The sequence below is a fragment of the Stenotrophomonas indicatrix genome, assembly GCF_002750975.1.
Lineage (GTDB): Bacteria > Pseudomonadota > Gammaproteobacteria > Xanthomonadales > Xanthomonadaceae > Stenotrophomonas > Stenotrophomonas indicatrix.
Genome location: NZ_PEJS01000001.1, coordinates 3,111,344 through 3,138,200, shown reverse-complemented (window position 1 = coordinate 3,138,200; position 26,857 = coordinate 3,111,344). Strand labels below are relative to the sequence as shown.

23 protein-coding genes are annotated in these 26,857 nt (G+C 66.9%); 19 read left to right on the top strand and 4 right to left on the bottom strand.

Features of this window, described 5'->3' with window-relative positions; genetic code table 11:
- Nucleotides 1-180 precede the first annotated feature (180 nt).
- On the top strand, nt 181-1,467 hold the full coding sequence (locus CR918_RS14490; RefSeq protein ID WP_099843434.1) for an O-acetylhomoserine aminocarboxypropyltransferase/cysteine synthase family protein: 1,287 nt from the start codon (nt 181-183) through the stop codon (nt 1,465-1,467).
- 511 nt (nt 1,468-1,978) lie between these two features.
- Here the strand turns inward: CR918_RS14490 and ybaL are convergent.
- Together ybaL and CR918_RS14480 are read right to left on the bottom strand one after the other, a co-directional pair.
- A complete protein-coding gene (gene ybaL / locus CR918_RS14485) occupies nt 1,979-3,679 on the bottom strand; it encodes a YbaL family putative K(+) efflux transporter (RefSeq protein WP_025874691.1) in 1,701 nt (566 codons plus the stop codon).
- Between the two features lie 158 nt (nt 3,680-3,837).
- Nucleotides 3,838-6,225, bottom strand: coding sequence for a TonB-dependent receptor plug domain-containing protein (locus CR918_RS14480; protein WP_032975147.1), 2,388 nt, complete (start codon nt 6,223-6,225; stop codon nt 3,838-3,840).
- Between the two features lie 334 nt (nt 6,226-6,559).
- Here CR918_RS14480 and CR918_RS14475 point away from each other — a divergent pair, with 334 nt between their 5' ends.
- Nucleotides 6,560-8,425: an ABC-F family ATP-binding cassette domain-containing protein gene (locus tag CR918_RS14475; RefSeq protein ID WP_025874689.1), complete on the top strand. Its 1,866-nt coding sequence runs from the start codon at nt 6,560-6,562 to the stop codon at nt 8,423-8,425.
- Between the two features lie 91 nt (nt 8,426-8,516).
- Here the strand turns inward: CR918_RS14475 and ampR are convergent, their stop codons facing one another.
- Nucleotides 8,517-9,380, bottom strand: coding sequence for a LysR family transcriptional regulator AmpR (ampR, locus tag CR918_RS14470; protein ID WP_025874688.1), 864 nt, complete (start codon nt 9,378-9,380; stop codon nt 8,517-8,519).
- Nucleotides 9,381-9,554: 174 nt separating this feature from the next.
- Between ampR and blaL2 the strand changes: the two genes are divergently transcribed.
- From blaL2 to CR918_RS14455, 3 genes are all read left to right on the top strand, one after another.
- Nucleotides 9,555-10,469, top strand: a complete 915-nt coding sequence (gene blaL2, locus CR918_RS14465; RefSeq protein WP_099843432.1) for a L2 family extended-spectrum class A beta-lactamase — start codon at nt 9,555-9,557, stop codon at nt 10,467-10,469.
- Nucleotides 10,470-10,575: 106 nt separating this feature from the next.
- Nucleotides 10,576-11,790, top strand: a complete 1,215-nt coding sequence (locus CR918_RS14460; RefSeq protein WP_099843430.1) for a cation:proton antiporter — start codon at nt 10,576-10,578, stop codon at nt 11,788-11,790.
- Nucleotides 11,791-11,846: 56 nt separating this feature from the next.
- Entirely contained in the window at nt 11,847-12,488 is a 642-nt protein-coding gene (locus CR918_RS14455; protein WP_099843428.1) for a hypothetical protein, read from the top strand.
- Between the two features lie 112 nt (nt 12,489-12,600).
- Here CR918_RS14455 and CR918_RS14450 read toward each other — a convergent pair whose 3' ends face one another.
- On the bottom strand, nt 12,601-13,353 hold the full coding sequence (locus tag CR918_RS14450) for a DUF3011 domain-containing protein (RefSeq protein ID WP_033831829.1): 753 nt from the start codon (nt 13,351-13,353) through the stop codon (nt 12,601-12,603).
- A gap of 160 nt (nt 13,354-13,513) precedes the next feature.
- Between CR918_RS14450 and aspS the strand changes: the two genes are divergently transcribed.
- From aspS to tolB, 14 genes are all read left to right on the top strand, one after another.
- Complete coding sequence (gene aspS / locus CR918_RS14445; RefSeq protein WP_059064882.1) at nt 13,514-15,265, top strand: aspartate--tRNA ligase; 1,752 nt, start codon at nt 13,514-13,516, stop codon at nt 15,263-15,265.
- A gap of 16 nt (nt 15,266-15,281) precedes the next feature.
- Nucleotides 15,282-15,617: a hypothetical protein gene (locus CR918_RS14440; RefSeq protein WP_025874681.1), complete on the top strand. Its 336-nt coding sequence runs from the start codon at nt 15,282-15,284 to the stop codon at nt 15,615-15,617.
- Between the two features lie 32 nt (nt 15,618-15,649).
- Nucleotides 15,650-16,171, top strand: coding sequence for a GNAT family N-acetyltransferase (locus tag CR918_RS14435; RefSeq protein WP_099843426.1), 522 nt, complete (start codon nt 15,650-15,652; stop codon nt 16,169-16,171).
- 77 nt (nt 16,172-16,248) lie between these two features.
- On the top strand, nt 16,249-16,881 hold the full coding sequence (locus CR918_RS14430) for an esterase/lipase family protein (protein WP_025874679.1): 633 nt from the start codon (nt 16,249-16,251) through the stop codon (nt 16,879-16,881).
- Nucleotides 16,882-17,046: 165 nt separating this feature from the next.
- A complete protein-coding gene (locus CR918_RS14425) occupies nt 17,047-17,778 on the top strand; it encodes a YebC/PmpR family DNA-binding transcriptional regulator (RefSeq protein WP_032975140.1) in 732 nt (243 codons plus the stop codon).
- Nucleotides 17,779-17,907: 129 nt separating this feature from the next.
- Nucleotides 17,908-18,429: a crossover junction endodeoxyribonuclease RuvC gene (ruvC, locus tag CR918_RS14420; protein WP_025874677.1), complete on the top strand. Its 522-nt coding sequence runs from the start codon at nt 17,908-17,910 to the stop codon at nt 18,427-18,429.
- Between the two features lie 13 nt (nt 18,430-18,442).
- Nucleotides 18,443-19,036, top strand: coding sequence for a Holliday junction branch migration protein RuvA (ruvA, locus tag CR918_RS14415; protein ID WP_099843424.1), 594 nt, complete (start codon nt 18,443-18,445; stop codon nt 19,034-19,036).
- A 49-nt stretch (nt 19,037-19,085) separates the two neighbouring features.
- Nucleotides 19,086-21,005 carry a potassium transporter Kup gene (locus CR918_RS14410; RefSeq protein WP_033831825.1) on the top strand — a complete coding sequence of 640 codons (1,920 nt, stop codon included), beginning with the start codon at nt 19,086-19,088 and terminating at the stop codon, nt 21,003-21,005.
- Nucleotides 21,006-21,509: 504 nt separating this feature from the next.
- Nucleotides 21,510-22,550: a Holliday junction branch migration DNA helicase RuvB gene (gene ruvB / locus CR918_RS14405; protein WP_099843422.1), complete on the top strand. Its 1,041-nt coding sequence runs from the start codon at nt 21,510-21,512 to the stop codon at nt 22,548-22,550.
- Nucleotides 22,540-22,977, top strand: a complete 438-nt coding sequence (gene ybgC / locus CR918_RS14400; RefSeq protein WP_032975136.1) for a tol-pal system-associated acyl-CoA thioesterase — start codon at nt 22,540-22,542, stop codon at nt 22,975-22,977. The genes ruvB and ybgC overlap by 11 nt, the downstream gene beginning before the upstream one ends.
- Before the next feature lie 10 nt (nt 22,978-22,987).
- A complete protein-coding gene (gene tolQ / locus CR918_RS14395) occupies nt 22,988-23,767 on the top strand; it encodes a protein TolQ (RefSeq protein ID WP_025874672.1) in 780 nt (259 codons plus the stop codon).
- A gap of 24 nt (nt 23,768-23,791) precedes the next feature.
- Nucleotides 23,792-24,220, top strand: coding sequence for a protein TolR (gene tolR / locus CR918_RS14390; RefSeq protein WP_025874671.1), 429 nt, complete (start codon nt 23,792-23,794; stop codon nt 24,218-24,220).
- Nucleotides 24,210-25,265, top strand: coding sequence for a cell envelope integrity protein TolA (gene tolA, locus CR918_RS14385; protein WP_080150524.1), 1,056 nt, complete (start codon nt 24,210-24,212; stop codon nt 25,263-25,265). Before tolR ends, tolA begins: the two co-directional genes overlap by 11 nt.
- A gap of 249 nt (nt 25,266-25,514) precedes the next feature.
- Nucleotides 25,515-26,834, top strand: coding sequence for a Tol-Pal system beta propeller repeat protein TolB (gene tolB, locus CR918_RS14380; protein ID WP_025874669.1), 1,320 nt, complete (start codon nt 25,515-25,517; stop codon nt 26,832-26,834).
- Nucleotides 26,835-26,857: the final 23 nt, after the last annotated feature.

Below are 26,857 nucleotides of genomic sequence, written 5' to 3'. Positions count from 1 at the left end.
GGGTAGGGCGTCCTTGTCCGGGGCAAAGGGCCCGGCGGCGAAGCCTAGCAATGGCCCATGACGACTGCCTGAATCCCGGGCAACCTGATAACCGCCGGTACTGGCGTCATCGCCAGGGGCTCTCAATGGCGGTCGATGGCTGGCCTATGGTGGGCGTTTCCCCGGATGGAGCCTGGCGCAATGAGCGATCCACAGTGGCAACTGGAAACCCTGGCCGTGCACGGCGGCTACCGCCCCGAGCCGACCACCCGCGCGGTGGCGGTGCCGATCTACCAGACCGTGGCCTACGCATTCGATGACACCCAGCACGGGGCGGATCTGTTCGACCTGAAGGTGCCGGGCAACATCTATACGCGCATCATGAACCCCACCACCGATGTGCTGGAGCAGCGCGTTGCGGCGCTGGAAGGGGGCATCGGCGCGTTGGCACTGGCTTCCGGGCAGGCCGCGATCACCTACGCGATCCAGACCATTGCCGAGGCCGGCGACAACATCGTCGCTGCCAGTGCGCTGTATGGCGGCAGCCTCAACCTGCTGGCGCACACGCTGCCGCAGTACGGCATCCAGGCGCGTTTCGCAGATCCGGCAGATCCGTCCGCGTTCGCCGCGCTGATCGATGAACGCACCAAGGCGGTGTTCGTCGAATCGATCGGCAACCCGCGCGGCAACGTCACCGACATCGCCGCCATCGCCGAGGTCGCGCATGCGGCCGGCGTGCCGTTGATCGTCGACAACACGGTGGCCACGCCATTCCTGCTGCGCCCGTTCGAACATGGCGCCGACATCGTGGTGCACTCGCTCACCAAGTACCTCGGTGGCCACGGCACCAGCCTGGGCGGGGCGATCGTCGATTCCGGCCGCTTCGACTGGACGGCACAGCCGCAACGCTTCGCCCGCTTGAACCAGCCCGATCCGAGCTATCACGGCGTGGTCTATACCGAAACGCTCGGCGCGGCGGCCTACATCGGCCGTGCGCGGGTAGTGCCGTTGCGCAATACCGGCGCAGCGTTGTCACCGTTCAACGCCTTCCTGATCCTGCAGGGCATCGAGACCCTGGCGCTGCGCATGGAGCGGATCAACGCCAATGCGCTGGCTGTGGCGCAGTACCTGCGCGCGCATCCGAAGGTGGCGTGGGTGCGTTATGCCGGGCTGGCCGACGACCCCGAACACGCGGCGGCGCAGCGTTATCTGGGCGGCCATGGCTCCGGTGTGCTGACCTTCGGACTGCCGGGCGGGCGCGTTGCCGGCGCCCGCTTCCTCGATGCCCTGAAACTGTTCACCCGGCTGGTGAACCTGGGCGATGCCAAGTCACTGGCCACCCACCCGGCCTCGACCACCCATCGCCAGCTGGATGCGGCCGAACTGGCCAGGGCCGGGGTCAGCGAGGACACCGTGCGGCTGTCGATCGGCATCGAGCACATCGGCGATCTGCGCGCGGACCTGGAACAGGCGTTGGCGGACGGCTGATGCCTGCTGGCTTGGTCGTCATCGCCAGAGGCGATCACCACCACTGCAGGAAAGCGTTACGGTAGAGACGCTCTCCAAGGGCGTGGCGATATCATCCCCGGCCGATGCGGGTCGGCCGGGGATTTTTTTGGGGGCAGCCAACCCAGGTAGATCCACGCCGTGCGTGGACGCATTTTGATGCACTGTCGAAATATTCGATTCCGATGGAGATCCATCCACGCATGGCGTGGATCTACTGTGTCGACCAAGGTCGACACCTACCAACAGCGGCACCGAACGCCGTACCCGCAGCTCGCTGAAATCTGTCGAAGGCGGGGTGGGTCTGGTTGCGGGGGTGTCCGCGGCATGGATGCCGCGGCCAAGCCTCCAGGGATGGATTCACGGCGTCCCCCGCAACCGGACCCACCCCGCCATCCCACAGGAACCCCGCTTCTGCTTCGGCTGTGGCTGTTGAGGTTGCCGGCCAGCGGCCGGCACCACAGCGGGTGCCGGGCGCAGCCCGGCCGCACCCTCACACCACCGGGATGCTGTGCTGCCCAAGACTGCGGTACGGCGGGGTAGCCATCACCATTTCCGCCAGCGAGTAGGCCAGCTCGCGCTCGGCCATCACCGTGCCGTCGGCACCGTGTTCAAGCAGATGCTTCACTTCGGCATCGCTGTGCGCGCGCGCCAGCAGGGTCAGGTTGGGGTTGATCGCACGCAGCTTGGCCAAGGTCTCCCCGGCTTCCAGCGGCTGCGGGATCGCCAGCACCGCGATCTTCGCGCGCTCGGGATGGGCTTCGGCCAGCACCTTGTCCGAGGCGGCGCTGCCGCGGATGCCGGGCAGGCCGGCGGCATGCGCCTCGGCCACGTGTTCCTTGTTGTCGTCGATGATCATCACCGGCACGCCACGGTCGCGCAGCACCTGCGCCAGCGCGCTGCCGACGCGGCCATAGCCGATGACGATGGCATGGTCGTGCAGGTCCAGCGACGGCCCCGGTGGCAGCTCGGTCTCCACCGCGGTGGGCGTGGTTTCCTGGTGCTTCAGCAGCCAGCGGTCGAGCAGGCCGAACACCAGCGGGTTGAGCATGATCGAGATCAGCGCGCCGGCCAGCACCAGCGCTTGGCCGGTCGGTGGCAGGATCTTCAGGGTCACGCCGAGGCCGGCGATGATGAAGGCGAACTCGCCGATCTGCGCCAGGCTGGCCGAGATCGTCAACGCGGTGCCGGTGGGGTGGCCGAACGCGCGCACGATGAAGAACGCCGCCGCCGATTTGCCGAACATGATGATGCCGGCGGTGGCCAGCACCTGCCACGGGTGCTCGATCAGGATGCCGGGATTGAACAGCATGCCCACCGAGACGAAGAACAGCACCGCGAACGCGTCGCGCAGCGGCAGGGAATCGCTGGCCGCCTTGTGGCTGAGTTCCGATTCATTGAGCAGCATGCCGGCGAAGAACGCGCCCAGCGCGAAGGACACACCGAACAGCATCGCCGAGCCGAACGCCACGCCCAGCGCGATCGCCAGCACCGACAGGGTGAACAGTTCGCGCGAGCCGGTACCGGCAATGCGCTCCAGGATCCACGGAATGACCCGGCGGCCGACCACCAGCATCACCGCCACGAACAGGCCCAGCTGCACGAACGTCCAGCCGATGCTGGCCAGCACGCTGCCGAGGGTGTGGTGTTCATTGGCCGCGTCGGGCCCGAACACACCGGCCATCACCGGCATCATCACCAGTGCCAGCACGCAGGCCAGGTCCTCGACGATCAGCCAACCGACCGCGATCTTGCCGCGCTGGGTTTCCAGCAGGCGGCGCTCTTCCATCGCGCGCAGCAGCACTACGGTACTGGCCGTGGCCAGCGCGAAACCGAACACCACGCCGTGGATGACCGGCCAGCCCATCAATGCCGCCAGGCCCCAGCCGAGCAGGGTAGCGACCAGGATCTGGCCGATCGCACCGGGAATGGCGATGGCCTTGACCGCCATCAGGTCCTTCAGCGAGAAGTGCAGGCCGACGCCGAACATCAGCAGCATCACGCCCAGCTCGGCCAGCTGGTTGGCCAGGGCCTGGTCGGCAACGAAGCCCGGCGTGAACGGCCCGACGCAGATGCCAGCAACCAGGTAACCGACCAGAGGAGACAAGCGGAGCTTGTTGGCCAGCGCGCCGAAGATGAAGGCGAGCCCGAGACCAACGGCAACGATGTTGATCAGGTCGGTGTCATGGTGCATCGGCTCTCGCAGAAATCAGGGGGATGCCCCGATTTTCACCTAATGAGCCAAATGCGGCAAACCTTTGGAGCAAATAGGGTCAGATCCCTTTTCCTGGAGGAAAAGGGATCTGACCCCGGATGAACCCGCCGGGCAGGGCCCGGCGCGCCCGTTACCGCTTACCAGTTGTACTTGATCCGCCCGTACACATACGCGCCATTGAAGCCGAACGGCGAGTAGTTGCTGTACGGCAGCATGCCGAAGGTCGAGTTCTGCAGGTCCTCGGTGCGATCCGGGTACTCGTCCAGCAGGTTGTCGGCGCCCACCGTCAGCGTCCAGTTCGCACTCGGCTTGTAGCTGGCCGAGGCATCCAGCACCCACTTGTCGCCGTAGGTCTGGTCGCGCGCGGCGGTGGCCGAGTTGCGCACCGTGAACTCGCCGTAGCGGGTCGCCGCCAGGCCCAGTTCCCAGTGATCCGAACGCCAGGTGCCACTCAGGATCGTCTTGTCACGCGGATAACTGTCCTCGATGCGGCCGATTTCATCGCGGCCGATCAGCGACTGGGTCAGGCCCAGTGTGCCGAACACCGCCGGCGTGCCACCCACGCGCTGCACTTCGGTGTCGTTGTAGCTGTAGGCCGCGGTCAGTTCCAGGCTGCTGGCGCTGAACGGCACGGTGTAGCTGGACACGAAGTCGACGCCGCGGGTGCGGGTGTCCAGGCCGTTGGTGAAGTACGAGAACGCAGTCACCTGCGGCAGGCCGAGCGTGGTCAGCAGCGCGCTGCTGGCGGCATTGGTGCTGATGCTGGACGACAACGCGATGCGGTCGTCAATGTCGATCTGGTACGCGTCGACGGTGATGTACAGGCGATCCACCGGCTGCAGCACCAGGCCCAAGCTGTAGGAGGTGGAGGTTTCGGCTTTCAGCGGCGACGCGCCCAGTGCCTGTGCGGCCGGGCTGGTGGTCGGGAAGGTGCCGCGTTCAACGAACACGCCGTTGAGGAACTGGCTGGTCACCGCCTGGTAGCCCTGCTGGGCCAGCGACGGTGCGCGGAAACCGCTGGAGGCGGTAGCACGCAGCGCCACCTTGTCGGTGAAGGCATAGCGCGCCGACAGCTTGCCGGAGAAGCGGTCGCCGAAGTCCGAGTAATCCTCGTAACGACCAGTGACACCGGCGGAGAACTTCTCGCTCAGGTCCGCTTCCAGGCCCGCGTAGACTGCGTAGTTGTGGCGGTCGGTATGCACTTCGTTGGTCGGGGTGAAGCCGCCGAAGCCCTGCGCACCGGTGCCGGTGTAGGAATTCAGCTCGCCCGGGCTCTGGTCCCACTTCTCGCGACGGTACTCACCGCCGAAGGACAGCGTGACCGGATAGGCCAGGCCCCAGTCCAGCGACTTGGTCAGGTCGGCGTTGAAGATGTCCTGCTGGTACTTCAGCGTGCCGTCGTAGAACGAACGCGGGCTGGTCGCGCCCAGGCTGTAGTTGATGCTGTTGCGGGTGTGGAAATCCAGGGTGTTCTCGCCGTGGTTCAGGCTCAGGTCCCAGGTCCAGCCGTTGTCGGTGTTGCCTTTGACCCCGGCCACCAGCGAGCGGTCCTTGGAGTACTGGTTGATCTCCGGCACGAAGCCGTCGGGGTAGGTCTGCGCCAGCAGCGCGGTCTGTCCGTTGTGGTTGCGCGAACGGTAGAACGCGAACGAGGTGATGTCGCGGTTGCTGAGCAGCGCGCTCGCATAGCCGGTCACGTGGTCGCTGAAATCAAAGCTGGCATTGGCCGACGCCGCAGTGGCGTCCACGCGCGGGTCGCCGACGATGAAGGTGGTCTGGCCCACGGACGGGTAGTTGACGGTATTCGGCGTGGTGCCGCGATAGGGGCCGGCGCGGTCGCTCTCGTCCTGCTGGCTGATCTGGCCGGCCACGTGCACGCGGCCACGGCCGTTGCCGAATTCCACGCCGGTATCGCCGGACAGCTGGTACTTGTTGCCGTCGCCAGCCGAGTACTGGCCGTAGTCGACGGCCAGGCTGCCGCCACTGCCGCTGCCCTTCAGCACGATGTTGATGACGCCGGCGATGGCATCCGAACCGTACTGCGCCGAGGCGCCGTCGCGCAGCACCTCGACGCGCTCGATGGCGGCGATCGGAATCGCGTTGATGTCCACCGCCGACGAACCGCGGCCGATGCTGCCGTTGACGTTGATCATCGCCGAGGTGTGGCGGCGCTTGCCGTTGACCAGTACCAGCACCTGGTCCGGGGACAGGCCGCGCAGCTGTGCCGGGCGCACACCGCTGGTGCCGTCGGTCAGCGCGGGGCGCGGGAAGTTCAGCGACGGCAGCGCGCGCGACAGCGCGGTGGCCAGCTCACCGGTACCGGTGGACTGCAGGATCTCGGGGGTGATGATGTCGATCGGCGACTGCGATTCGGCGACCGTGCGGTCGGCCACGCGGGTGCCGGTGACGATCACCGTATCCAGGGTGTTGGCGGCGGTGCCGGCCTGCTGGGCGGCGGCAACGAACGGAGAACCACCGAGTGCGACAGCGACGGCGGCGGCGATCAGGCTGGTCTTGCGGGTCATCGGGAGGGGGCTCCGGTTGGCGGGATGGCACCGGAATCGACATCACGGGGGTGAGGCGGACGACGGTTGTTGCGGTGCGCAATACAGGAATTAACGGGATATTCAGTGCCTGTCAAATGCCGGTCATCAGAAAAAATGTTGCAGCAGCAACCATTTAGCTGCGACAGGCGGTGACGGGGAAGGGGCCCGGGAGGCGCGCGGACAGGACGTGGGAGAGAGGAACGTCGGCCGTCGCGCATCCCGGGGCGCGTCAAGTATTCGTTAACGTTAGAATTGCGTCGCAGGAACAGTGCTTACCAGCACATTCCATTCGGTTATATGGACGCCTCCCCCCATGATTTCGCTTCGTAATTTCGCCTTGCGCCGCGGCGAGCGGCTGCTGTTGTCCAATGTCGACCTGACCCTGCATGCCGGTTACCGGGTAGGCGTGGTCGGCCGCAACGGTGCTGGCAAGTCCAGCCTGTTCGCGGCGGTGAAGGGCGAACTGGAGGCCGACAAGGGTGACGTCGACCTGCCGGGCAAGATCCGCATCGCCAGCGTTGCCCAGGAAACCCCGTCCCTGCCGGACCCGGCGCTGAGCTTCGTGCTGGGCGGTGACATCGAAGTGGCTGCGGTGCTGGCTGCCGAAGCCGACGCCACCGCCCGCGAAGACTGGGAAGCGGTGGCCGAGGCGCATACGCGCATGGCCGAGCTGAACGCCTACGACGCCGAAGCACGTGCCGGCAAGCTGCTGCATGGCCTGGGCTTCCCGGCCGAAACGCACCACCGCGCCGTGTCCTCGTTCTCCGGCGGCTGGCGCGTGCGCCTGAACCTGGCCCGCGCGCTGATGATGCCCAGCGACCTGCTGCTGCTGGACGAACCGACCAACCACCTGGATCTGGACGCGGTGTACTGGCTGGAACAGTGGCTGCTGAAGTACCCCGGCACCCTGCTGCTGATCTCGCATGACCGCGAGTTCCTCGACAACGTGGCCACCCACACCCTGCACCTGCACGGTGGTGGCGCCAAGCTTTACCCGGGCGGTTACACCGACTTCGAGCGCCAGCGTGCCGAACAGCTGCGCCAGCAGCAGATCGCGCATGAGAAGGAACAGGCCGAGCGCGCCCACCTGCAGAGCTTCATCGACCGCTTCAAGGCCCAGGCCAGCAAGGCCGCACAGGCACAGAGCCGGATGAAGCGCCTGGCCAAGCTGGCCGGCACCGAGGCGGTGCGCGCCGAGCGCGAATTCCGCATCGAGTTCGCACCGCCGGCCAAGCTGCCGTTCTCGCTGATCCGCCTGAACCACGTCGAGGCCGGCTACGGCAGCGATTCGGTGATCCTGCACAACGTCGGCTTCGGCCTGGAAGCGGGCCAGCGCATCGGCCTGCTGGGCCCCAACGGCGCCGGCAAGACCACCCTGGTGAAGACCCTGGTGGGCGAACTGGCACCGATTGCCGGCGAGCGCGCCGCGCACCCGGACCTGCGCATCGGCTACTTCGCCCAGCACACGGTCGAGTCGCTGCATGAAGGCCAGTCGCCGATGGAGCACTTCCGCGACCTGGCCCCGGATGCACCGAACCAGTCGTTCCGCGATTTCCTCGGCAAGTGGAATTTCCCGGGCGACCGTGCCTTTGAACCGGTGGATGGTTTCTCCGGTGGCGAGCGTGCACGCCTGGCGCTGGCATTGATCGCCTGGCAGCAGCCGAACGTGCTGTTGCTGGACGAACCGACCAACCACCTTGACCTGGAAATGCGCGAAGCCCTGGCCGAAGCACTGGCCGATTTCGACGGCGCGATCGTGATGGTTTCGCATGACCGCCACCTGATCGGCCTGGTCTGTGACACCTTCTGGCGTGTGGCCGACGGCGTGGTCGAACCCTTCGATGGTGACCTCGATGCCTACGCCGCCTGGCTGCGCACGCGCCCGCAGGCGCAGGGCACCAAGGCACGCATGGAGCAGGTGGAGGAACCGGTGGTGGTCACGACCGCACCGGTCGCGCAGGTGGTGCAGAAGAAGCCGGTCAACCCGCACAAGCTGGCCAGCGCCGAAGCCAAGGTCGCCGAGCTGGAAGGTGTGCTGGCCGAACTGGACCGGCAGCTTGCCGACTCGAGCAACTATGCCGATGCCACGCGCATGGCCGTGCTCGGCCGCGACCGCGAAGCCGCCGCCGCACAGCTGGAAAAGGCCGAAGCGGCCTGGATGGAACTGCTGGAGTCCTGATTCCATCGGTAGCGCCGGGCCATGCCCGGCGGCTTCTTCCAACCGCTGCGCGCGCCGGGCATGGCCCGGCGCTACCCGCGGCGCGCGTGTTTCATCCCTGCGCCTGCAGCCATTCGCGGAACCGCTTGGCCGGTTCCCGTTCGGCACGCGAGCGCAGACGGGTCAGCCAGTAGCGACCCAGCTCCAGCGTGGTGGCAAACGGCTGCAGCAGCCGGCCCTCGGCCAGGTCCGCTTCGAACATGCGCAGCGGCAGCAGGGCAACGCCTGCGCCACCGGCCGCAGCTACCGCCAGCGTCAAGGACGAATCGAACACCGGTCCGCGTGCTTCCACGCCGTTGGCCCCGGCCATCTGCAGCCAGCGTGGCCATTCGTCGCTGCGGTACGAACGCAGCAGCGGCAAGGCCGCCAGGTCGCGCGGATGCTTCAGCCGCCGCGCCAGTGCCGGCGCGCACAACGGCGCGAACGGCGCGTCCAGGATCGCCGTGCAGGCCTGTCCCTGCCAGTCGCCATCGCCGAAACGGATCGCCAGGTCCAGGCCTTCACCGGCCAGGTCGATGCGGTTGTTGTGGGTCTGCAGCCGCAGTTCGATATCCGGGTGGGCCGCATCGAACGCGGCCAGCCGCGGCAGCAGCCAGCCGGTGGCGAAGGTGCCGACCACGCCGATCGTCAGCACTTCCCGCGCCGGGCCACCGGTGTAGCGGGCGATGCTGGCTGAAATGCGCTCGAAGGATTCATTGAGCACCGGGTACAGGGCTGCTCCTTCCTCGGTCAACGCCACGCCGCGGGGCAGGCGGTGGAACAGGCGGATACCCAGCCGGTCCTCCAGTCCGCGTATCTGGTGACTCAGCGCCGCCTGGCTGACGCAGAGTTCCAGCGCGGCGCGGGTGAAGTTCTGGTGCCGGGCAGCCGCTTCGAAGGCGCGCAACGCATTCAGCGAAAGGGTGGGGTGCAGCATGGGGACGTGTGAGGCAGGATGATGGCTGATGGTAGCGCCTTGCCATGGGCGTTGGATAAATAAAGGGTTTAATGCGTCATGCATGAATTAATCTCATGACTGACGCTGAAAAAACGCGCTGGTCGCCTTTGCCCACCCTTTCAATAATCGGGACAGCTTCCACGAGGATTCCGCATGCTTGCCCGTCGTCGATTCCTGCAGTTCAGTAGTGCCGCAGTCGCGTCCACCCTTGCGTTGCCGCTGCTGGCCCGGGCTGCCGCACCCGCCACCGTGCCCGCCACACCGGTCGATGCCGCCATCGCTGCCGCCGCCGACTTCGCCGCACTGGAAAAGGCGTGCAGCGGTCGACTCGGCGTAACCCTGCTCGACAGCGCTGGTGGTCGCCGCCTCGGCCATCGCCAGGACGAACGCTTCCCGCTGTGCAGCACCTTCAAGAGCGTGCTGGCCGCCACGGTGCTCAAGCAGGCCGAGCGCGATGCGGCACTGCTGGACCGGCGCCTGCCGGTGCGGACCCAGGACCTCCTGGAGCACGCGCCGGTCACCCGCCGCCACGTCGGCAAGGACCTGACCGTGCGTGACCTGTGCCGGGCCACGTTGATCACCAGCGACAACACCGCCGCCAACCTGTTGTTCGCAGCGATCGGCGGGCCGCCAGCAGTCACCGCGTTCCTGCGCGCCAGCGGCGACACGATCACCCGCAGCGATCGCCTGGAGCCGGAACTGAACAGCTTCGCCATTGATGATCCCCGCGACACCACTACGCCGGCGGCCATTGCATCGACGCTGCAGCGTCTGGTGCTGGGCAATGCACTCAGGCCTGCCTCACGCCAGCAGCTGGCCGACTGGCTGATCGACAACGAAACCGGCGATGCCTGCCTTCGTGCGGGCCTGGGCAAGCGTTGGCGGGTGGGCGACAAGACCGGCAGCAATGGCGAAGACGCCCGCAACGACATCGCCGTGTTGTGGCCGGTGCAGGGCGGTTCGCCCTGGGTCCTGACCGCCTATCTGCAGGCGGGCACGATCAGCTTCGAACAGCGCGCGGCGGTACTTGCGCAGGTCGGGCGGATTGCAGATGGGCTGATCCGCTGAAGGGCGCTCTGCCGAAAGGAGAGGACACTTTCAGCCGTGTCCGGCTTGCCCGATCCGGATCGAACCCGCATCCTGCGCGCGTTCGATCCACACGGAAGTCCCCCCGATGAGCCATGAACTGGTCTACCTGCTGCTGATCTTCGCGCTGTTGGTCATCCCGCGCGCGCTGCAGCGGTTCAGCCTGCCGGCGCCGCTGACCTGCCTGCTGTTCGGCATCATCGGCATGCTCTGGCTGGGCGACCAGGCGCACGACGCGGTCATCGCGCTGCTGGCCACGCTGGGCATCTCCTCACTGTTCCTGTTCGCCGGCCTGGAAGTTGACCTGCAGGCCCTGCGGCGCGGCATGTGGCCGCTGCTGGCGCATCTGCTGATCCGCAGTGCGACCCTGTTCGGCGTCGGCTGGCTGGCCTGGCGTTACGCCGGCCTGCCATGGCAAGCGGCCGGGTTGCTGGCGCTTGCGCTGCTGACCCCCTCCACCGGTTTCATCATGGATTCGCTGTCGCGGCTGGGGCTGAGCGAGGACGAGCGGTTCTGGGTCACCAGCAAGGCCATCGCCGGTGAACTGCTGGCCCTGGCGGCGTTGTTCATCGTGCTGCAGGCTGGCGACCCCGGGCACATGGCGCTGTCCAGCCTGGCCCTGCTGGCGATGATGATCGGCCTGCCGCTGCTGTTCATCGCGCTCGGTCGCTGGGTCGCGCCGCATGCGCCGGGCTCGGAATTCTCGCTGCTGGTGATGGTGGGCATGGTGGCGGCGTACATCACCTACCTGCTGGGCGTGTACTACCTGGTCGGCGCCTTCATTGCCGGCCTGGTCGCGCGCCTGCTGCACCAGCGCATGCCGCTGCTGGCCTCGCACGAAAACCTGCATGCGCTGCGTCTGTTCGCCTCGTTCTTCGTGCCGTTCTACTTCTTCAACGCCGGCACCAAGGTGCCCAGCGAAGCGCTGAGCTGGGAGGCACTGGGGCTGGGCATCGTCATCACCCTGGTGGTGCTGCCGCTGCGCATCGCGGTGGTCTGGCTGCAGCGCCGCGTGATGTTCGGCGAGAGCTTCCGCAGCAGCCTGCGCGTATCGCTGGCGCTGGCACCGACGCTGATCTTCACCTTGGTGCTGGCCGCGATCATGCGCGATCGCTTCCAGATTCCCGCGGTGCTGTTCGGCGCGCTGCTGCTGTATGCGGCCTTGACCACGCTGCTGCCTTCGCTGGTGTTCCGCACGCCGTTCGATGTCGATCCGGTCGAGCAGGAGCCGGCAGGGCAGGGCGAAGATGCGCCGGTGGCGGCGACGGACGTGGTTGCCGTCGCCCCTGCAGCCGAGCGCTGAGGTGGATCCAGGGAGTGCGGTTTGCGCGCATCGGCCATGGCCGTTAGGGTTGGGGCATGAAACCGATCGCCGCTGTTGCTTCCGCCTTCGCCCTGCTCGGCCTCGCCGCCTGCTCGCAGCCATCGCATACGGTCAACCACGATCTGTCGACCGCGCCGGCCGACGCCTTCATGGCCGCGGTCGCTGCCCATTGTGGCCAGGCGTACGAGGGCAAGGTGGTGGAAGACACGCCGGCCCCTACCGGTAAAGACCCCTTCGCCGGGCAGAAGCTGGTGATGCACGTGCGGGGCTGCGCCGACCCGGGCCATGAGCTGCGCATCCCGTTCCACGTCGGCGATGATCATTCGCGCACCTGGGTGTTGACCCGCACCGAGCACGGGCTGCGCCTGAAGCACGACCATCGCCACGCCGATGGCAGTCCCGATGCGATCACCCTGTACGGCGGTGACAGCAAGCCGCCGGGCACCGCCGGACGCCAGCAGTTCCCCGCAGATGGCGAATCGGTGGCGATGTTCCGCCGTGCCGACATGCTGGCTTCAACCCACAACACCTGGGCGATGGAGATCGAGCCGGACCAGCGTTTCGTCTATGAGCTGACGCGCCCGGAAGGGCGCCGTTTCCGGGTCGAGTTCGATCTCAGCAAGCCGGTCGCGCTACCGCCGGCGCCCTGGGGTGATGCAGCGGCGCCGGCACCCTGATCGGCCCCCTGGCATGCTGCCGCGGACAGCCCGGTAGCGCCGGGCCATGCCCGGCGGCTTTCAAGCGGAGACCCTGCCACTGCGCTCGCCGGGCATGGCCCGGCGCTACCCCTCAACGCGTGCCGAAGCGCGCCCGGCAGCCGTTGCTGACCCACACATTGCCGCGCGAGTAGCCCCAGGTCCGGCCTTCCTGGCAGGCGCTGCCGGACAGCTGCTGCTGCAGCACAGGCCGGCCCTGGCGTTCATCCCAGTTGCAGCTCTGCTGGCGGTTGTTGTTGCTGCTGCAGGTCACGGTGTAGTTGCTGTTGCCACCACCCCAACCGCCGCCATTGCCCCCACCATTGCCGCCGCCCCAGCCACCGCGGGCCTCGGCGAACTCGGCGCGGCAGCCGCGGTTGACCCAGATCGCGCCGTTGCGCACGCCCCAGTTCTGGCCTTCCACGCACTGCGTGCCGGAGATCTGCCGGACCACGCGTGCATTGCGCCAGCCCACCGGGCAGCTGCGTTCGCGGTTGTCCTGGCTTTCGCAGCGCACGGTGCCGCTGTTGCCGTTGCCACCACCCCAACCGCCGCCGTTGCCGCCACCCCAGCCGCCTCGGCCCTGGGTGAATTCGGCGCGGCAGCCGTTGTTGACCCAGATGCTGCCATTGCGGGTGCCCCAGGTTCGGCCTTCCACACAGGCCGAGCCGGACAGCTGGCGGACCAGCCGGGCATCGCGCCAGCCGGTGTTGCAGACGCGTTCGCGGTTGTTCTGGCTCTCGCAGCGGACCACCCCGTCCTGCGCGGCGGCAGGGGCGGAGTGCAGGGCGAGCGCGGTAAAGGTGCCAAGGATCACGGCCAGGCTGGCCAGGGACTGCGGTTTCATGGCGACATCCCCATACGGGAGTAGGTGCGCGACTATAAGGACGGGGGCGATCAAGCCCGCGTGACCGTCCGCATTTGCCCCGGCCGGGGCGTCGGCCGCAGAATAAGAGGCTTTCCGGCCCCCATCAGGCGCCGGCGTTCTCCAGCGGAGCTTTCCCCCCATGCGTACCCACTTCTGCGGCCTGGTCGATGAGACCCTGATTGGCCAGACTGTCACCCTCGCCGGCTGGACCGACGTGGCCCGTAACCAGGGCGGCGTCTGCTTCATCGATCTCCGCGATCATGAAGGCATCGTGCAGGTGACGGTGGAGCTCGACAACGCCGAAGTGTTCGCCGTGGCCGCCTCGCTGGGCTATGAGGACGTGCTGCAGGTGGAAGGCGTGGTACGTGCCCGCCACGCGGTCAACGACAAGCTGCGCACGGGCAAGGTGGAAGTGATCGCCACCGCCATCACCGTGCTGAACAAGGCCGCGCCGCTGCCGTTCCACGCCCACGAGAACCCGGGCGAAGAAACCCGCCTGAAGTACCGCTACCTGGACCTGCGCCGTCCGGAGATGCAGCGCATGCAGCGCACCCGCATCAAGCTGGTGCAGGCCCTGCGCCGCCACCTGGACGAGAAGGGCTTCCAGGACATCGAAACGCCGATCCTGACCAAGGCCACCCCGGAAGGTGCACGCGACTTCCTGGTGCCGGCGCGCATGCACCCGGGCGAGTTCTATGCCCTGCCGCAGAGCCCGCAGCTGTTCAAGCAGATCCTGATGGTGGCCGGCTTCGACCGCTACTACCAGATCGCGCGCTGCTTCCGCGATGAGGCCCTGCGTGCCGACCGCCAGCTGGAATTCACCCAGCTGGACATGGAGTTCGCCTTCGTCCGCGAGCGCGACGTGCAGGACTTCGTCGAAGACATGATCCGCGCCATCTTCAAGGAAGTGGTCGACGTCGAACTGGATGCCAGCTTCCCGCGCATGACCTGGGCCGAGGCGATGCGTCGCTATGGTTCGGACAAGCCGGACCTGCGCATCGCGCTGGAACTGGTGGACGTGGCCGAGCTGGTCAAGACCAGCGAATTCCCGGTGTTCACCGCTGCTGCCAATGATGCCGATGGCCGCGTCGCCGCCCTGCGCATCCCCGGTGGTGCCAGCCTGTCGCGCAAGCAGATCGACGAGTACGCCGCGCACGCCGCCAAGTACGGTGCGAAGGGCCTGGCCTACATCAAGGTGGGCGAGAACGGTGAAATCAGCTCGCCGATCCAGAAGTTCTTCAGTGAAGAGGGCTTCGCCGCCCTGGTCGCCCATGTCGGCGCCGGCAACGGCGACATCGTGTTCTTCGGTGCTGGCGGCTACAACAAGGTGTCCGACTTCATGGGCGCGCTGCGCCTGAAGGCCGGCAAGGACTTCGGTCTGGTCGCCGACAGCTGGGCGCCGCTGTGGGTCACCGACTTCCCGATGTTCGAATGGGACGAGGAAGCGCAGCGCTACGTCGCCCTGCATCACCCCTTCACCGCGCCGGCCGTGGACGACATCGCCGACCTGCGCGCGCACGCCAAGACCGCCGTTTCGCGCGGCTACGACATGGTGCTCAACGGCAATGAAATCGGCGGCGGTTCGATCCGTATCCACCGCCCCGACATGCAGAGCGCGGTGTTCGAACTGCTAGGCATCGGTGCCGAAGAAGCCCGCGCCAAGTTCGGCTTCCTGCTCGACGCGCTGAACTACGGCGCGCCGCCGCACGGTGGCATCGCCTTCGGCATCGACCGCATCGCCGCGCTGATGGCCGGCACCGAGTCGATCCGCGACGTCATCCCGTTCCCGAAGACCACCGGTGCGCAGGATCTGATGACCGACGCGCCGTCGCCGATCGTCGACGAGCAGCTGGCCGAAGTGCACATCCAGGTTCGCCCCAAGAAAAACTGATCAGGAGATCCAGGCAATGACCGAGTTTGCGTTTTCGCTGGAGTGGGAAAAGCTGGGCAATGAAGGCTCCGAGGCCAACCTGGTCACCGAGCGTGCACGTGTCTTCGGTGGTTGGCTGGTCCGTGTCGGTACCAACCCGTCGGCCATGGCCCTGACCTTCGTCGCCGACGGCGAAGGCCGCTGGGACGGTGAAGACTTCGGCGTCGAGGATTACGAAGACGACGAAGAGGAAGAGTACGACGAGGACGAGGAAGGCGAAGAAGAGGAAGACGGCGAGGAAGAAGAGGACGACGAGGAATACGAAGAAGAGGAAGAGGAAGAAGACGACAAGGAGCCGGCGGAACGGGCTTGACCCGAACCGTGGTCCTGACGTCAACTCGACCCATGTATTCGATCCGCCGCGCCACTGTGGACGACGCGCCGACCCTGTCGGCGCTGGCCGCACGCACGTTCACCGAAACCTTCGGCCATCTGTATCCGCCGCAGGACCTGCAGGACTTCATCGACGAGGCCTACACGGTCGAGCGTCAGCGCACGATCCTGGCCCACCCCGATTACGCGGTGTGGCTGCTGGAGCTGGACGGGGAGGCGGTCGGCCATGCCGCCGCCGGCCCCTGTGGGTTGCCGCATCCGGAGGTGAAGCCCGGTGACGGTGAGCTCAAGCGCCTGTACCTGATCAAGACGCAGCAGAGCTGCGGCTGGGGCAGCCGCCTGCTGGAAACCGCGCTGGCCTGGCTGGAGCACGACGGCCCGCGCACGCTGTGGCTGGGCGTGTGGTCGGAAAACTTCGGCGCGCAGCGCTTCTACGCCCGGTATGGTTTTGAAAAGGCCGGCGAGTACCTGTTCCCGGTGGGCGATACCAACGATCTTGAGTTCATCCTGCGCCGTTTGCCGCATCCGGCCTGAAACCGTTCACCGCCGCTTGCCCCTGGCTTCTGTTCAATCACCGTAGTTCCGCCCCGCTGACCGCCAGGCTGTTGCACATGACTCCCCCCGTTCTGTTGTTGCATGGCATCTGGAATGCCCGTGCCTGGGTCGGGCCGCTGGCCTGGCGCCTGCGCGCGCGCGGCTTCCAGGTCCATACCTTTGGCTACTCGTCCGTATTTGGCGGTCCCGATGTGGCCGTGCCGCAGTTGCTGGAGCGGCTGGCAGATGCAGGCCCGCTGTCGCTGGTCGGGCACAGCCTGGGTGGCCTGCTGGCGCTGGAAGCCCTGCGCCGGCAGCCGCAGTTGCCCGTGCAGCGCGTGGTCTGCCTGGGCTCGCCACTGCGGGGCAGTGGTACTGCGCGCTCGTTGTCCGAACATGGTTGGGGCCTGGCCCTGGGCCGCAGCAGCGAGCTGCTGCTGGACGGGCTGCCGGACTGGCAGGGCAAGGCAGCCGTCGGCCTGATCGCCGGCTCTGTGCCACATGGGCTGGGCAGCCTGCTCGGGGCGCTGGATGACGATTCCGACGGTACCGTGGCGCTGGCCGAGACCCGCCTGCCGGGGCTGGCCGACCACTGCGTGGTGCGCACCAGCCACAGCGGCCTGGTGGTGTCGCCCGATGCCGCGCGGCAGACCGCGCATTTCCTCCGCCATGGCCAGTTCGACCATGGCCGGGACGCTGCCGCCGCGTAAGGCGGTTCGCCGGGCATGGCCCGGCGCTACCACGGCGGTGCACCCCCGGTAGCGCCGGGCCATGCCCGGCGAGCGCAGCGGCATCCATCCGTCCTCGACACGGTCAGCGGGCCCGATCAGGTAGAATCCGCGGCCTTATCCATCAACGCACGTACGGAAAGACCCATGGGTAGAGGCCCCTCCATCGAGAACCGCAAGAACGCGTCTGACGCGAAGCGCGGCAAGATTTTCACCAAGATCATCCGTGAGATCGGCGTGGCTGCCCGCGGCGGTGGAGGCGACCCCAACAACAACCCGCGCCTGCGTGTAGCCGTGGACAAGGCGCTGACCGCGAACATGTCCAAGGACGTGATCGAGCGCGCCATCAAGAAGGCCACCGGTGAACTGGAAGGCGTCGAGTACGAAGAGATCCGCTACGAGGGCTACGCGCCCGGTGGCGTGGCCGTCATCGTCGATTGCCTGACCGACAACCGCGTGCGCACCGTGGCCGATGTCCGCCATGCGTTCAGCAAGTGCGGCGGCAACATGGGCACCGAAGGCTCGGTCAGCTTCATGTTCAAGCGCGTGGGCGTGCTGCACTACGGCGCCGGCGCCGATGAGGACGCCATCTCCGAAGCGGCCATCGAGGCCGGTGCCGATGACATCGTGGTCTACCCGGAGGATGGCGCGATCGACGTGCTCACCGCCGCGGACAGCTTCCACGCAGTCAAGGATGCGATGCAGGCGGCTGGCCGCACGCCGGATCATGCCGAGCTGACCTTCCGTGCCGACAACGACATCAAGGTCGAGGGCGACACCGTCCTGCAGGTCAAGAAGCTGCTGGACATGCTGGAAGACCTCGACGACGTGCAGGACGTGTACTCCAACGCCGATCTCGGCGCGGACGCCTACGCCTGAACGGACGCTGCGCCGGTCGCCTTTGGCGGCCGGTGAGCGGACAATGCGGACCATGATGACCCCAGACGTTTCCAGCCATCACCGCCGCATGCGTCCTTCCCGGATCAGCGGCCTGCGCGCGTGTGCCGCATGACCCGCATTCTCGGCATCGACCCGGGTTCACAACGGACCGGGGTCGGCATCATCGATGTCGATGCCAGCGGCCGGGTCAGCCACGTGCATCACCAGCCGCTGGTGCTGCTCGGTGCCGATGACTTCCCGCAGCGCATGAAGCTGCTGGTGCTGGGCCTGGCCGAGCTGTGCCTGGAGTTCCAGCCGCAGGAAGTGGCCATCGAAAAGGTGTTCATGGCGCGCAACCCCGATTCGGCGCTGAAGCTGGGCCAGGCCCGTGGCGCGGCGATTTCGGCGGTGGTGCTGCGCGACCTGCCGGTGCACGAATACGCTGCCAGCGAGATCAAGCTGGCGGTGGTCGGTCGTGGCGGCGCCGAAAAGCAACAGGTTCAACACATGGTCGGGCTCATGCTCAACCTGAAAACCAAGCTGCAGGCCGACGCGGCCGACGCGTTGGCCGTGGCGATCACCCACGCCCACGTAAGGGCAACGGCCAACCGCCTGGGGCTGACTGCCCGCCAGGCGTGGGGCCGCAAATGAGGAGCTGCACGCAATGATCGGTCGACTGCGCGGAATCGTCGCCTACAAGGCGCCGCCGTGGCTGGTGGTGGACGTCAACGGGGTGGGCTACGAGCTGGAGGCGCCGATGAGCACCTTCTACGACCTGCCCGAGCTGGGCCGTGAGGTCACGCTGTACACCCATTATTCGCAGAAGGAAGACAGCGTCTCGCTGTACGGCTTCCTGCGCGAAGGCGAGCGCCGCCTGTTCCGCGACGTGCAGAAGGTCAGCGGCATCGGCGCGAAGATCGCGCTGGCCGTGCTGTCCGGGGTCACCGTCGAAGAATTCGCCCGCATGGTCCAGGCCGGTGACATCACCGCGCTGACCCGCATCCCGGGCATCGGCAAGAAGACCGCCGAGCGCATGGTGCTGGAACTGCGTGACCGCGCGGCGCAGTTCGGTGCCGGTGGCGCACTGCCGACCGGCAGTGGCCCGGCCCCGGCCGATCCGCTGTCTGATGCCACCGTGGCCCTGCAGCAGCTGGGCTACAAGCCCGCCGAGGCGGCGCGGATGGCGCGCGAGGCCTTCAACGAGGGCGACGAAGTGGCCATGGTCATCCGCAAGGCCCTGCAATCGGCGCTGCGCTGAGCCGCTCCGTTTCCTTCCCCATTACACCCTGAGCTTCGCCAGGAGCCCCATGTCCAGCAGTCAAACCCCGCACACCGCCGCCCATGGTGGCCATGGTCACGCTCCCCCCGCCGGGGGCCTGGCGCTGATCATCGGTGCGATCGGCGTGGTCTTCGGCGATATCGGCACCAGCCCGCTGTACACCCTGAAGGAGGCGTTCTCGCCGCACTACGGGCTCAACAGCGACCACGACACCGTGCTGGGCGTGCTGTCGCTGGCGTTCTGGGCGCTGAACATCGTGGTCACCCTGAAGTACGTGACCATCATCATGCGCGCCGACAATGATGGCGAGGGCGGCATCATGGCGCTGATGGCGCTGACCCAGCGCACGCTGCGCAACGGGTCGCGCTCGGCCTACGTGGTCGGCATCCTCGGCATCTTCGGCGCCTCGCTGTTCTTCGGCGATGGCGTGATCACCCCGGCGATATCGGTGCTGGGTGCAGTTGAAGGCCTGGAGGTTGCCGCGCCGGGGCTGCACGCCTTCATCGTGCCGATCACCGTGGTGGTGCTGCTGGCCGTGTTCGCGGTGCAGCGTTTCGGTACCGCGAAGATCGGCAAGCTGTTCGGCCCGATCACCTCGATCTGGTTCATTTCGCTGGCCGCGATCGGCATCTACAACATCGTCGACGCGCCGGAAGTGCTGAAGGCGTTCAACCCGTGGTGGGCGATCCGCTTCTTCATGGAGCACGGCTGGCACAGCATCTTCATCCTCGGCGCGGTGGTGCTGGCGGTGACCGGTGGCGAGGCGCTGTACGCCGACATGGGCCACTTCGGTGCCAAGCCGATCCGCCACGCCTGGTACTTCTTCGTGCTGCCCTGCCTGGTGCTGAACTACCTGGGGCAGGGCGCGCTGGTGCTCAACCATCCCGAGGCGGTGAAGAACCCGTTCTTCGAGGCGGTGCCGTCGTGGGCGCTGTACCCGATGATCATCCTGGCCACGATGGCGGCGGTGATCGCCTCGCAGTCGGTGATCACCGGTGCGTTCTCGGTCTCGCGCCAGGCCATGCAGCTGGGCTACATCCCGCGCATGCGCATCAAGCACACCTCGCACGACACCATCGGCCAGATCTACATCCCCGGCATCAACTGGGGCATCGCGGTGATGGTGATCGGCCTGGTGCTGGCCTTCCGCAGCTCGTCCAACCTGGCCGTGGCCTACGGCATCTCGGTGTCGGCCACCATGCTGATCGATACCCTGCTGCTGGCCCTGGTTGCACGTTCGCTGTGGCCCAAGGCACGCAACTGGATCCTGCCCTTGTGCGTGGTGTTCTTCATCATCGATCTGGGCTTTGTCATCGCCAACGGCGCCAAGCTGCTGCAGGGCGCCTGGTTCCCGGTGGTGCTGGGCATCTTCCTGTTCACCATGATGCGCACCTGGCGCCGTGGCCGCGAACTGTTGCGCGACGAGATCCGCAAGGACGGCATCCGCATCGACACCTTCCTGCCGGGCCTGATGCTGGCGCCGCCGGTACGCGTACCCGGCACCGCGGTGTTCCTCACCGCCGACCCGACCGTGGCCCCGCATGCGCTGATGCACAACCTCAAGCACAACAAGGTGCTGCACGAGCGCAACGTGTTCCTGCATGTGGTGACCCTGCCGGTGCCGTACGCGGCGGAAGGGCAGCGCCTGAAGATCGAATCGGTGGGCGATGAGTTCTATCGGGTCTACGTGCGTTTCGGCTTCATGGAGACCCCCGACGTACCGCTGGCGCTGATGCGCTCGTGCGACCACGGTGGCATCTACTTCGACCCGATGGACACCACCTTCTTCGCCAGCCGCGAGACCATCGTCGCCACCGCCAACCGTGGCATGCCGATCTGGCGCGACAAGCTGTTCGCGCTGATGCACAGGAACGCCGCCCCGGCGACGGGCTTCTTCCGGATTCCGGGCAACCGCCTGGTCGAGCTGGGCGCGCAGGTGGAGATCTAATCTCCACCTGCGCTACGTCCCACGATTTGCTGCGCAAATCGTGGGCCCCGCCCGCATTCCGCCTTAACCCCCCGCCTGTCGGCGCGCCCCCTTGAACAACAAGGGGGCTCCACTTGCGGAGGCGCCGCGCGCCAGAAGCCGAGCCCACTCTGCTCCTCAGCTCCATCCACGCATGGCGTGGATCTACCGGGTCGACCAAGGTCGACACCCACCAATAGCAGGCCATGCCGTGTCGACCAAGGTCGACACCTACCAGGAGCAGGCAATGCCATTCCGTCAGATCGCGGAGATCTGTCGAAGGCGGGGTGGGTCCGGTTGCGGGGGTGTCCGCGGCATGGATGCCGCGGCCAAGCCCCCATGGATGGGTTTACGGCGTCCCCCGCAACCGGACCCACCCCGCCATCCCGCAGCAAACCCGCTTTTGACGTTGACGTTGACGTTGCATGTAGCGGGTGCCGGGCGCAGCCCGGCCGAATCTCCCCGCTTTTACCGCATAATCAGCACATGACCGACGACCGCATCATCGCCGCCGGCGCCACCCGCGAGGATGACGCCGCCGACGCCAGCATCCGACCCAAGCGACTTGCCGATTACCTCGGCCAGGTGCCGGTGCGCGAGCAGATGGAGATCTACATCCAGGCCGCCAAGGGTCGTGGCGACGCGCTGGACCACGTCCTGATCTTCGGCCCCCCCGGCCTGGGCAAGACCACCCTCAGCCACGTCATCGCCAACGAACTGGGCGTGGCCCTGCGCGTGACCTCCGGCCCGGTGATCGAGAAGGCCGGCGATCTGGCCGCGCTGCTGACCAACCTGCAGCCGCACGATGTGCTGTTCATCGACGAGATCCATCGCCTGTCGCCGGTGGTGGAAGAAGTGCTGTATCCGGCGATGGAAGATTTCCAGATCGACATCATGATCGGCGAGGGCCCTGCGGCGCGCTCGATCAAGATCGACCTGCCGCCGTTCACCCTGATCGGCGCCACCACCCGCGCCGGCCTGTTGACCGCGCCGCTGCGCGACCGCTTCGGCATCGTCCAGCGCCTGGAGTTCTACAGCGTCGAAGAACTGACCCGCATCGTGCGCCGCTCGGCCGCGATCCTGGCCATCGACTGCACCGCCGACGGGGCAGGGGAGATCGCGCGCCGCGCGCGTGGCACCCCGCGTATCGCCAACCGCCTGCTGCGCCGCGTGCGCGATTACGCCCAGGTCAAGGCCGGTGGCCACATCGACCAGCCCGTGGCCCAGGCCGCAATGCAGATGCTCAAGGTCGACCCGGAAGGCTTCGACGAGCTTGACCGCCGGCTGCTGAAGACCATGGTCGATTACTTCGACGGTGGCCCGGTGGGCATCGAGTCGCTCGCCGCGGCGCTGTCCGAAGAGCGTGGCACGCTGGAAGACGTGGTCGAGCCGTACCTGATCCAGCAGGGCTTCCTGGTGCGCACCGCGCGTGGCCGCATGGCGACCCACAAGGCCTACCGGCACATGGGCCTGAAGCCGAAGAACCCGCCACAGGACCTGTTTGCCGAGGTCCCCGATGTCGGTTGAACCGCGATTCAGTTGGCCGACACGCATTTACTGGGAAGATACCGACGCTGGCGGGGTGGTCTACCACGCCCGCTACGTGGCCTTCATGGAACGGGCCCGGACCGAATGGATGCGCGCGCTGGGCTACGGCCAGGAGCGCATGCGGTCCGAGCACGGCATGGTCTTCGCGGTGCGCTCCATGCAGATGGATTTCATCAAGCCGGCACGGCTGGATGACCAGCTGCAGGTAAGCGCCACCCTGGTCCAGCTGAAGAAGGCCAGCATGGTCTTCGACCAGCAGGTCCTGCGCGACGGCCAGCTGCTGTTGTCCGCACAGGTCCGCATCGCCGCACTGGACGCGGCCAGTTTCCGCCCGCGTGGCATGGACGATGCCGTCCTTGCCGCGCTGCAACCCCACCTCCACCCCGAATCCGAACAGAACTCTTGAGGAACAACGGATGATCGCAACGCTCCTGGCCCTGCAGGCCACGGTCACCGAGGCTTTGCCGGCTGACGTCAGCAATGCCGCGACCCAGACCCTTGCCCAGGCCACCACCGGCGGCGGCATCAACTACCTCGAACTGATGGCCAAGGCCAGCTTGCCGGTGAAGATCATCGTGCTGGCGCTGCTGGTCGGCTCGTTCGTCAGCTGGGTGATCATTTTCCGCAAGGCCCGCATCTTCAAGCAGGCCACCCGCGAAGCCGACGAGTTCGAGAACCGCTTCTGGTCCGGTGCCGACCTGGGCAAGCTGTACAGCTCGGCCACCGACCGCAGCCGCAATGTCGGCGGCCTGGAAGCCATCTTCGAAGCCGGTTTCCGCGAGTACACCCGCCTGCGCGACAAGCGCCGGCTGGATGGCCGTGCCCAGCTGGAAGGTGCCCAGCGCGCCATGCGCACCACCTACACCCGCGAAGTCGACCAGCTCGAGCGCAACCTGGAACTGCTGGCCAACATCGGCTCGACCGCCCCGTACGTGGGCCTGGTGGGTACCGTGTTCGGCATCATGGTGACCATGCACGACATGATCAGCAGCGGCGCCCAGGCCGGTATCGCCGCCGTCGCCCCGGGCATCTCCGAAGCGCTGTTCGCCACTGCCATCGGCCTGTTCGTGGCGATCCCGGCAGTGTGGGCCTACAACCGCTTCACCACCCGCGTGGAGCGCATGTCGGTGCGTTTCGAGACCTTCGCCGACGAGTTCAGCTCGATCCTGCAGCGCCAGAGCGCTGGCGACGAGTAAGCGCCAGACCCGGGAGTCCAAGCCATGTCCGCTGCCATCGGTCGCCGCAAGCGCCGCAAGCTGAAATCGGAAATCAACGTCGTTCCCTATATCGACGTCATGCTGGTGCTGTTGATCATCTTCATGGTCACCGCGCCACTGCTCACCCTGAGCTTCGATGTCGACCTGCCCAATTCCAACGCCAAGGCGCTGGAAAGCAAGCAGGACCCGGTGATCGTCTCGGTGCGCCAGGACGGCCAGCTCAGCCTGAAGCTGCCCGACGCCAAGGAACCCACGGCCGTCACTGCCGAGGAACTGCAGGGCCACCTGTCCGGCATCGCCGCGCAGGACAAGGGAGTGCGCGTGATCGTCGCCGCCGACCGTGCCGTGGCCTATGAAAAGGTCATCGCGGCGATGGACGTGATCAAGCGCGCCAACGTGGACAAGGTAGGCCTGGCCACCGATGCACGCTGACGCCCTGCCGCCACCGCACAAGCAGGAACCCGGCTGGGGCCAGCCGATGGTGCTGGCCGTGCTGGTGCACCTGCTGGTCGCGTTGATCTTCATCGGCGCCTGGCTGTGGTCACCGCAGCGCAATACCGATGCCGCCGCAGGTGATCCCTCGGTCGAGGCCAGCCTGGCGCTGTCCGCGTCCGAAGCCGCCGCCGCCCGCCAGGCCCTGCGCCAGTCGGAAAAGCTGGAAGACCTGCCGCCGCCGGTGGCCGAACCGATCCCGGTGCCGGAAGACACCATCCCGCCGCCGCAGCCGATTGAAGAGCCGCGCCCGCAGGACGCACCGACGCCGCAGCAGCAACAGGCGCAGGAGCGCGTGGCGCAGCCCGATACCAAGGACCAGGACGCGGTCAGCGCGTTGGCGATCTCGCAGGAAAAGGCCAAGCAGGAGCAGGAAGCCAAGCGCCGCCAAGAGCAGATCGACCTGACCGAGCGCAAGCGCCAGGAAGAGGCCGAGCAGAAGCTGCGTCTGGCCAAGCAGCAGGAAGCGGACGCCAAGAAGAAGCAGGCCGAGCAGGAACGCCTGGCCGCTGACAAGGCTGAGGCCGAGAAGCAGAAGAAGATCGCCGACATCCGCGCCCGCCGCGAGCAGGCCGAAAAGGAAGCCAAGCTGGCCGAGCGGAAGCTGCGCGAGGTCGCCGCTGCGCGCAATGCCGCAGGCACGGCCGCTGCCGGTGCCAGTGGTGCCGCACAGCCGGCTGCCGGTGGTGGTGGCAGCAGTGATGATCTGTCTGCCAAATACGCGGCGGCCATCCAGGCCAAGGTGCTGGCGCAGTGGGTGCGTCCGGACAGCGTGCCGCTGGGCCAACGCTGCCAGATCACCATCAACCAGTTGCCGGGCGGTACCGTCCGCAGCGCCACGGTCAGCGCCGGCTGCCCGTTCGATGAAGCCGGCAAGCGCTCGATCGAGGCCGCCGTGCTCAACGCCCAGCCGCTGCCGTACCGCGGTTTCGAGCAGGTATTCGCACGCACGATCAACTTCACGTTCACCGCCCAGGATCGCTGAGGCGCGGGGCAGGGCAGCCCTTTGGGGCTGTCCCGTCATCCAATGACGCCTTTAGCTCTGGATCGTGCGGGCCCGTCCACGCCATGCTTGGGACGCGTCATTCGCACGAAAGGTGGCCGCGACGTTAACGGCATGTGAGAGACCCGGCTGGCACTGACCAGGAATTCACGTACCCTTGGTTCATGATTGCGAAGCGGTTCACTGCCGTTTTGTTATCCCTCGTTCCGGTTCCCCCTATTTGAGCGCTCCATGAAGAAGATGCCTCGCTGGCTTGCCGTGTTTGCGGCCCTGTTGCTGCCCTTTGCTGCCGTCGCGCAGCAGAAGGGGCTGGATATCGACATCATCGGCGGCAATGCCTCCGCCCTCCCGATCACCATCGTGCCGATGCCCTACCAGGGTGCAGCCGGTGCTCCGCAGACCGACGTCGCCGGCGTGGTCCGTGCCGACCTCGAACGTTCGGGCCAGTTCCGCACGCTGCCCGAAGCGCAGATCGTCGAAAAGCCGATCCGTGGCGGTGACATCCAGTTCGCCACCTGGCGCGCGCTGAAGCAGAACTACATCGTCGTCGGCCGGGTCATGGACGCCGGTGCCGGCGCCTACCGCGTCGAGTACGAACTGTTCGACGTGCCCAAGGGCGAGCGCCTGCTGGGCCTGGCGATGACCGCACGTGGCAATGCCATGCGCGACGTTGCCCACCAGATGGCCGACGCCATCTACGAGAAGATCACCGGTGTCCGTGGTGCCTTCTGGACCCGCATCGCCTACGTGACCGCCAGCGGCAAGGGCGACGCCATGCGCTACGCGCTGATGGTGGCCGATTCGGACGGCTTCAACCCGCAGACCATCGTGCGTTCGGCCGAGCCGCTGCTGTCGCCGTCGTGGAGCCCGGATGGCAACAAGCTGGCCTACGTCAGCTTCGAACGTGGCAACTCGGCCATCTACATCCAGAACATCTCCACCGGCGCCCGTGAGCTGGTCACCAGCTTCCGCGGCATCAACAGCGCCCCGGCCTTCTCGCCGGACGGCCGCAAGCTGGCCCTGACCCTGTCGCGTTCGGGCAACCCGGAGATCTACGTGATGGATCTGGGCAGCAAGCAGCTGACCCAGCTGACCAACCACTTCGCCATCGATACCGAGCCGACCTGGGCGCCGGACGGCAGCGCGGTGTACTTCACCTCCGACCGCGGCGGCCGTCCGCAGGTCTACAAGGTCGGTGCCGGTGGTGGCAGCGCCGAGCGCGTGACCTTCCAGGGCAACTACAACGCCAAGCCCTCGGTGTCCTACGACGGCAAGAAGATCGCCGTCGCCCAGGGTTCGGGCAACAGCTACAAGATCGCCCTGATGGACAGCTCGCTGGGTTCGCCCCGCTGGAGCACGCTGTCGCCGGGTTCGCTGGACGAATCGCCGAGCTTTGCGCCCAACGCGAGCATGGTGCTGTATGCCGCCCGTGAGGGTGGTCGTGGTGTGCTGTACGCCGTCTCGGCCGATGCGCGAGTGCGCCAGCGCCTGGTTCTGGCAGACGGTGATGTGCGCGAGCCGGCATGGTCCCCATACCGTACCCAGCGCTAAAAGAGTGTTAATATTTTCTCTGT

Bases quoted from the DNA above. Each gene is read 5' to 3' on its own strand.
- tolQ (WP_025874672.1), top strand. From the start codon at position 22,988: ATGATCGCAACGCTCCTGGCCCTGCAGGCCACGGTCACCGAGGCTTTG.
- ruvC (WP_025874677.1), top strand. From the start codon at position 17,908: ATGACCCGCATTCTCGGCATCGACCCGGGTTCACAACGGACCGGGGTC.
- tolB (WP_025874669.1), top strand. From the start codon at position 25,515: ATGAAGAAGATGCCTCGCTGGCTTGCCGTGTTTGCGGCCCTGTTGCTG.
- CR918_RS14475 (WP_025874689.1), top strand. From the start codon at position 6,560: ATGATTTCGCTTCGTAATTTCGCCTTGCGCCGCGGCGAGCGGCTGCTG.
- aspS (WP_059064882.1), top strand. From the start codon at position 13,514: ATGCGTACCCACTTCTGCGGCCTGGTCGATGAGACCCTGATTGGCCAG.
- CR918_RS14435 (WP_099843426.1), top strand. From the start codon at position 15,650: ATGTATTCGATCCGCCGCGCCACTGTGGACGACGCGCCGACCCTGTCG.
- ampR (WP_025874688.1), bottom strand. From the start codon at position 9,380: ATGCTGCACCCCACCCTTTCGCTGAATGCGTTGCGCGCCTTCGAAGCG.
- CR918_RS14490 (WP_099843434.1), top strand. From the start codon at position 181: ATGAGCGATCCACAGTGGCAACTGGAAACCCTGGCCGTGCACGGCGGC.
- CR918_RS14450 (WP_033831829.1), bottom strand. From the start codon at position 13,353: ATGAAACCGCAGTCCCTGGCCAGCCTGGCCGTGATCCTTGGCACCTTT.
- CR918_RS14460 (WP_099843430.1), top strand. From the start codon at position 10,576: ATGAGCCATGAACTGGTCTACCTGCTGCTGATCTTCGCGCTGTTGGTC.
- tolR (WP_025874671.1), top strand. From the start codon at position 23,792: ATGTCCGCTGCCATCGGTCGCCGCAAGCGCCGCAAGCTGAAATCGGAA.
- tolA (WP_080150524.1), top strand. From the start codon at position 24,210: ATGCACGCTGACGCCCTGCCGCCACCGCACAAGCAGGAACCCGGCTGG.
- CR918_RS14430 (WP_025874679.1), top strand. From the start codon at position 16,249: ATGACTCCCCCCGTTCTGTTGTTGCATGGCATCTGGAATGCCCGTGCC.
- ruvA (WP_099843424.1), top strand. From the start codon at position 18,443: ATGATCGGTCGACTGCGCGGAATCGTCGCCTACAAGGCGCCGCCGTGG.
- ybaL (WP_025874691.1), bottom strand. From the start codon at position 3,679: ATGCACCATGACACCGACCTGATCAACATCGTTGCCGTTGGTCTCGGG.
- CR918_RS14480 (WP_032975147.1), bottom strand. From the start codon at position 6,225: ATGACCCGCAAGACCAGCCTGATCGCCGCCGCCGTCGCTGTCGCACTC.
- CR918_RS14440 (WP_025874681.1), top strand. From the start codon at position 15,282: ATGACCGAGTTTGCGTTTTCGCTGGAGTGGGAAAAGCTGGGCAATGAA.
- ybgC (WP_032975136.1), top strand. From the start codon at position 22,540: ATGTCGGTTGAACCGCGATTCAGTTGGCCGACACGCATTTACTGGGAA.
- blaL2 (WP_099843432.1), top strand. From the start codon at position 9,555: ATGCTTGCCCGTCGTCGATTCCTGCAGTTCAGTAGTGCCGCAGTCGCG.
- CR918_RS14410 (WP_033831825.1), top strand. From the start codon at position 19,086: ATGTCCAGCAGTCAAACCCCGCACACCGCCGCCCATGGTGGCCATGGT.
- CR918_RS14455 (WP_099843428.1), top strand. From the start codon at position 11,847: ATGAAACCGATCGCCGCTGTTGCTTCCGCCTTCGCCCTGCTCGGCCTC.
- CR918_RS14425 (WP_032975140.1), top strand. From the start codon at position 17,047: ATGGGTAGAGGCCCCTCCATCGAGAACCGCAAGAACGCGTCTGACGCG.
- ruvB (WP_099843422.1), top strand. From the start codon at position 21,510: ATGACCGACGACCGCATCATCGCCGCCGGCGCCACCCGCGAGGATGAC.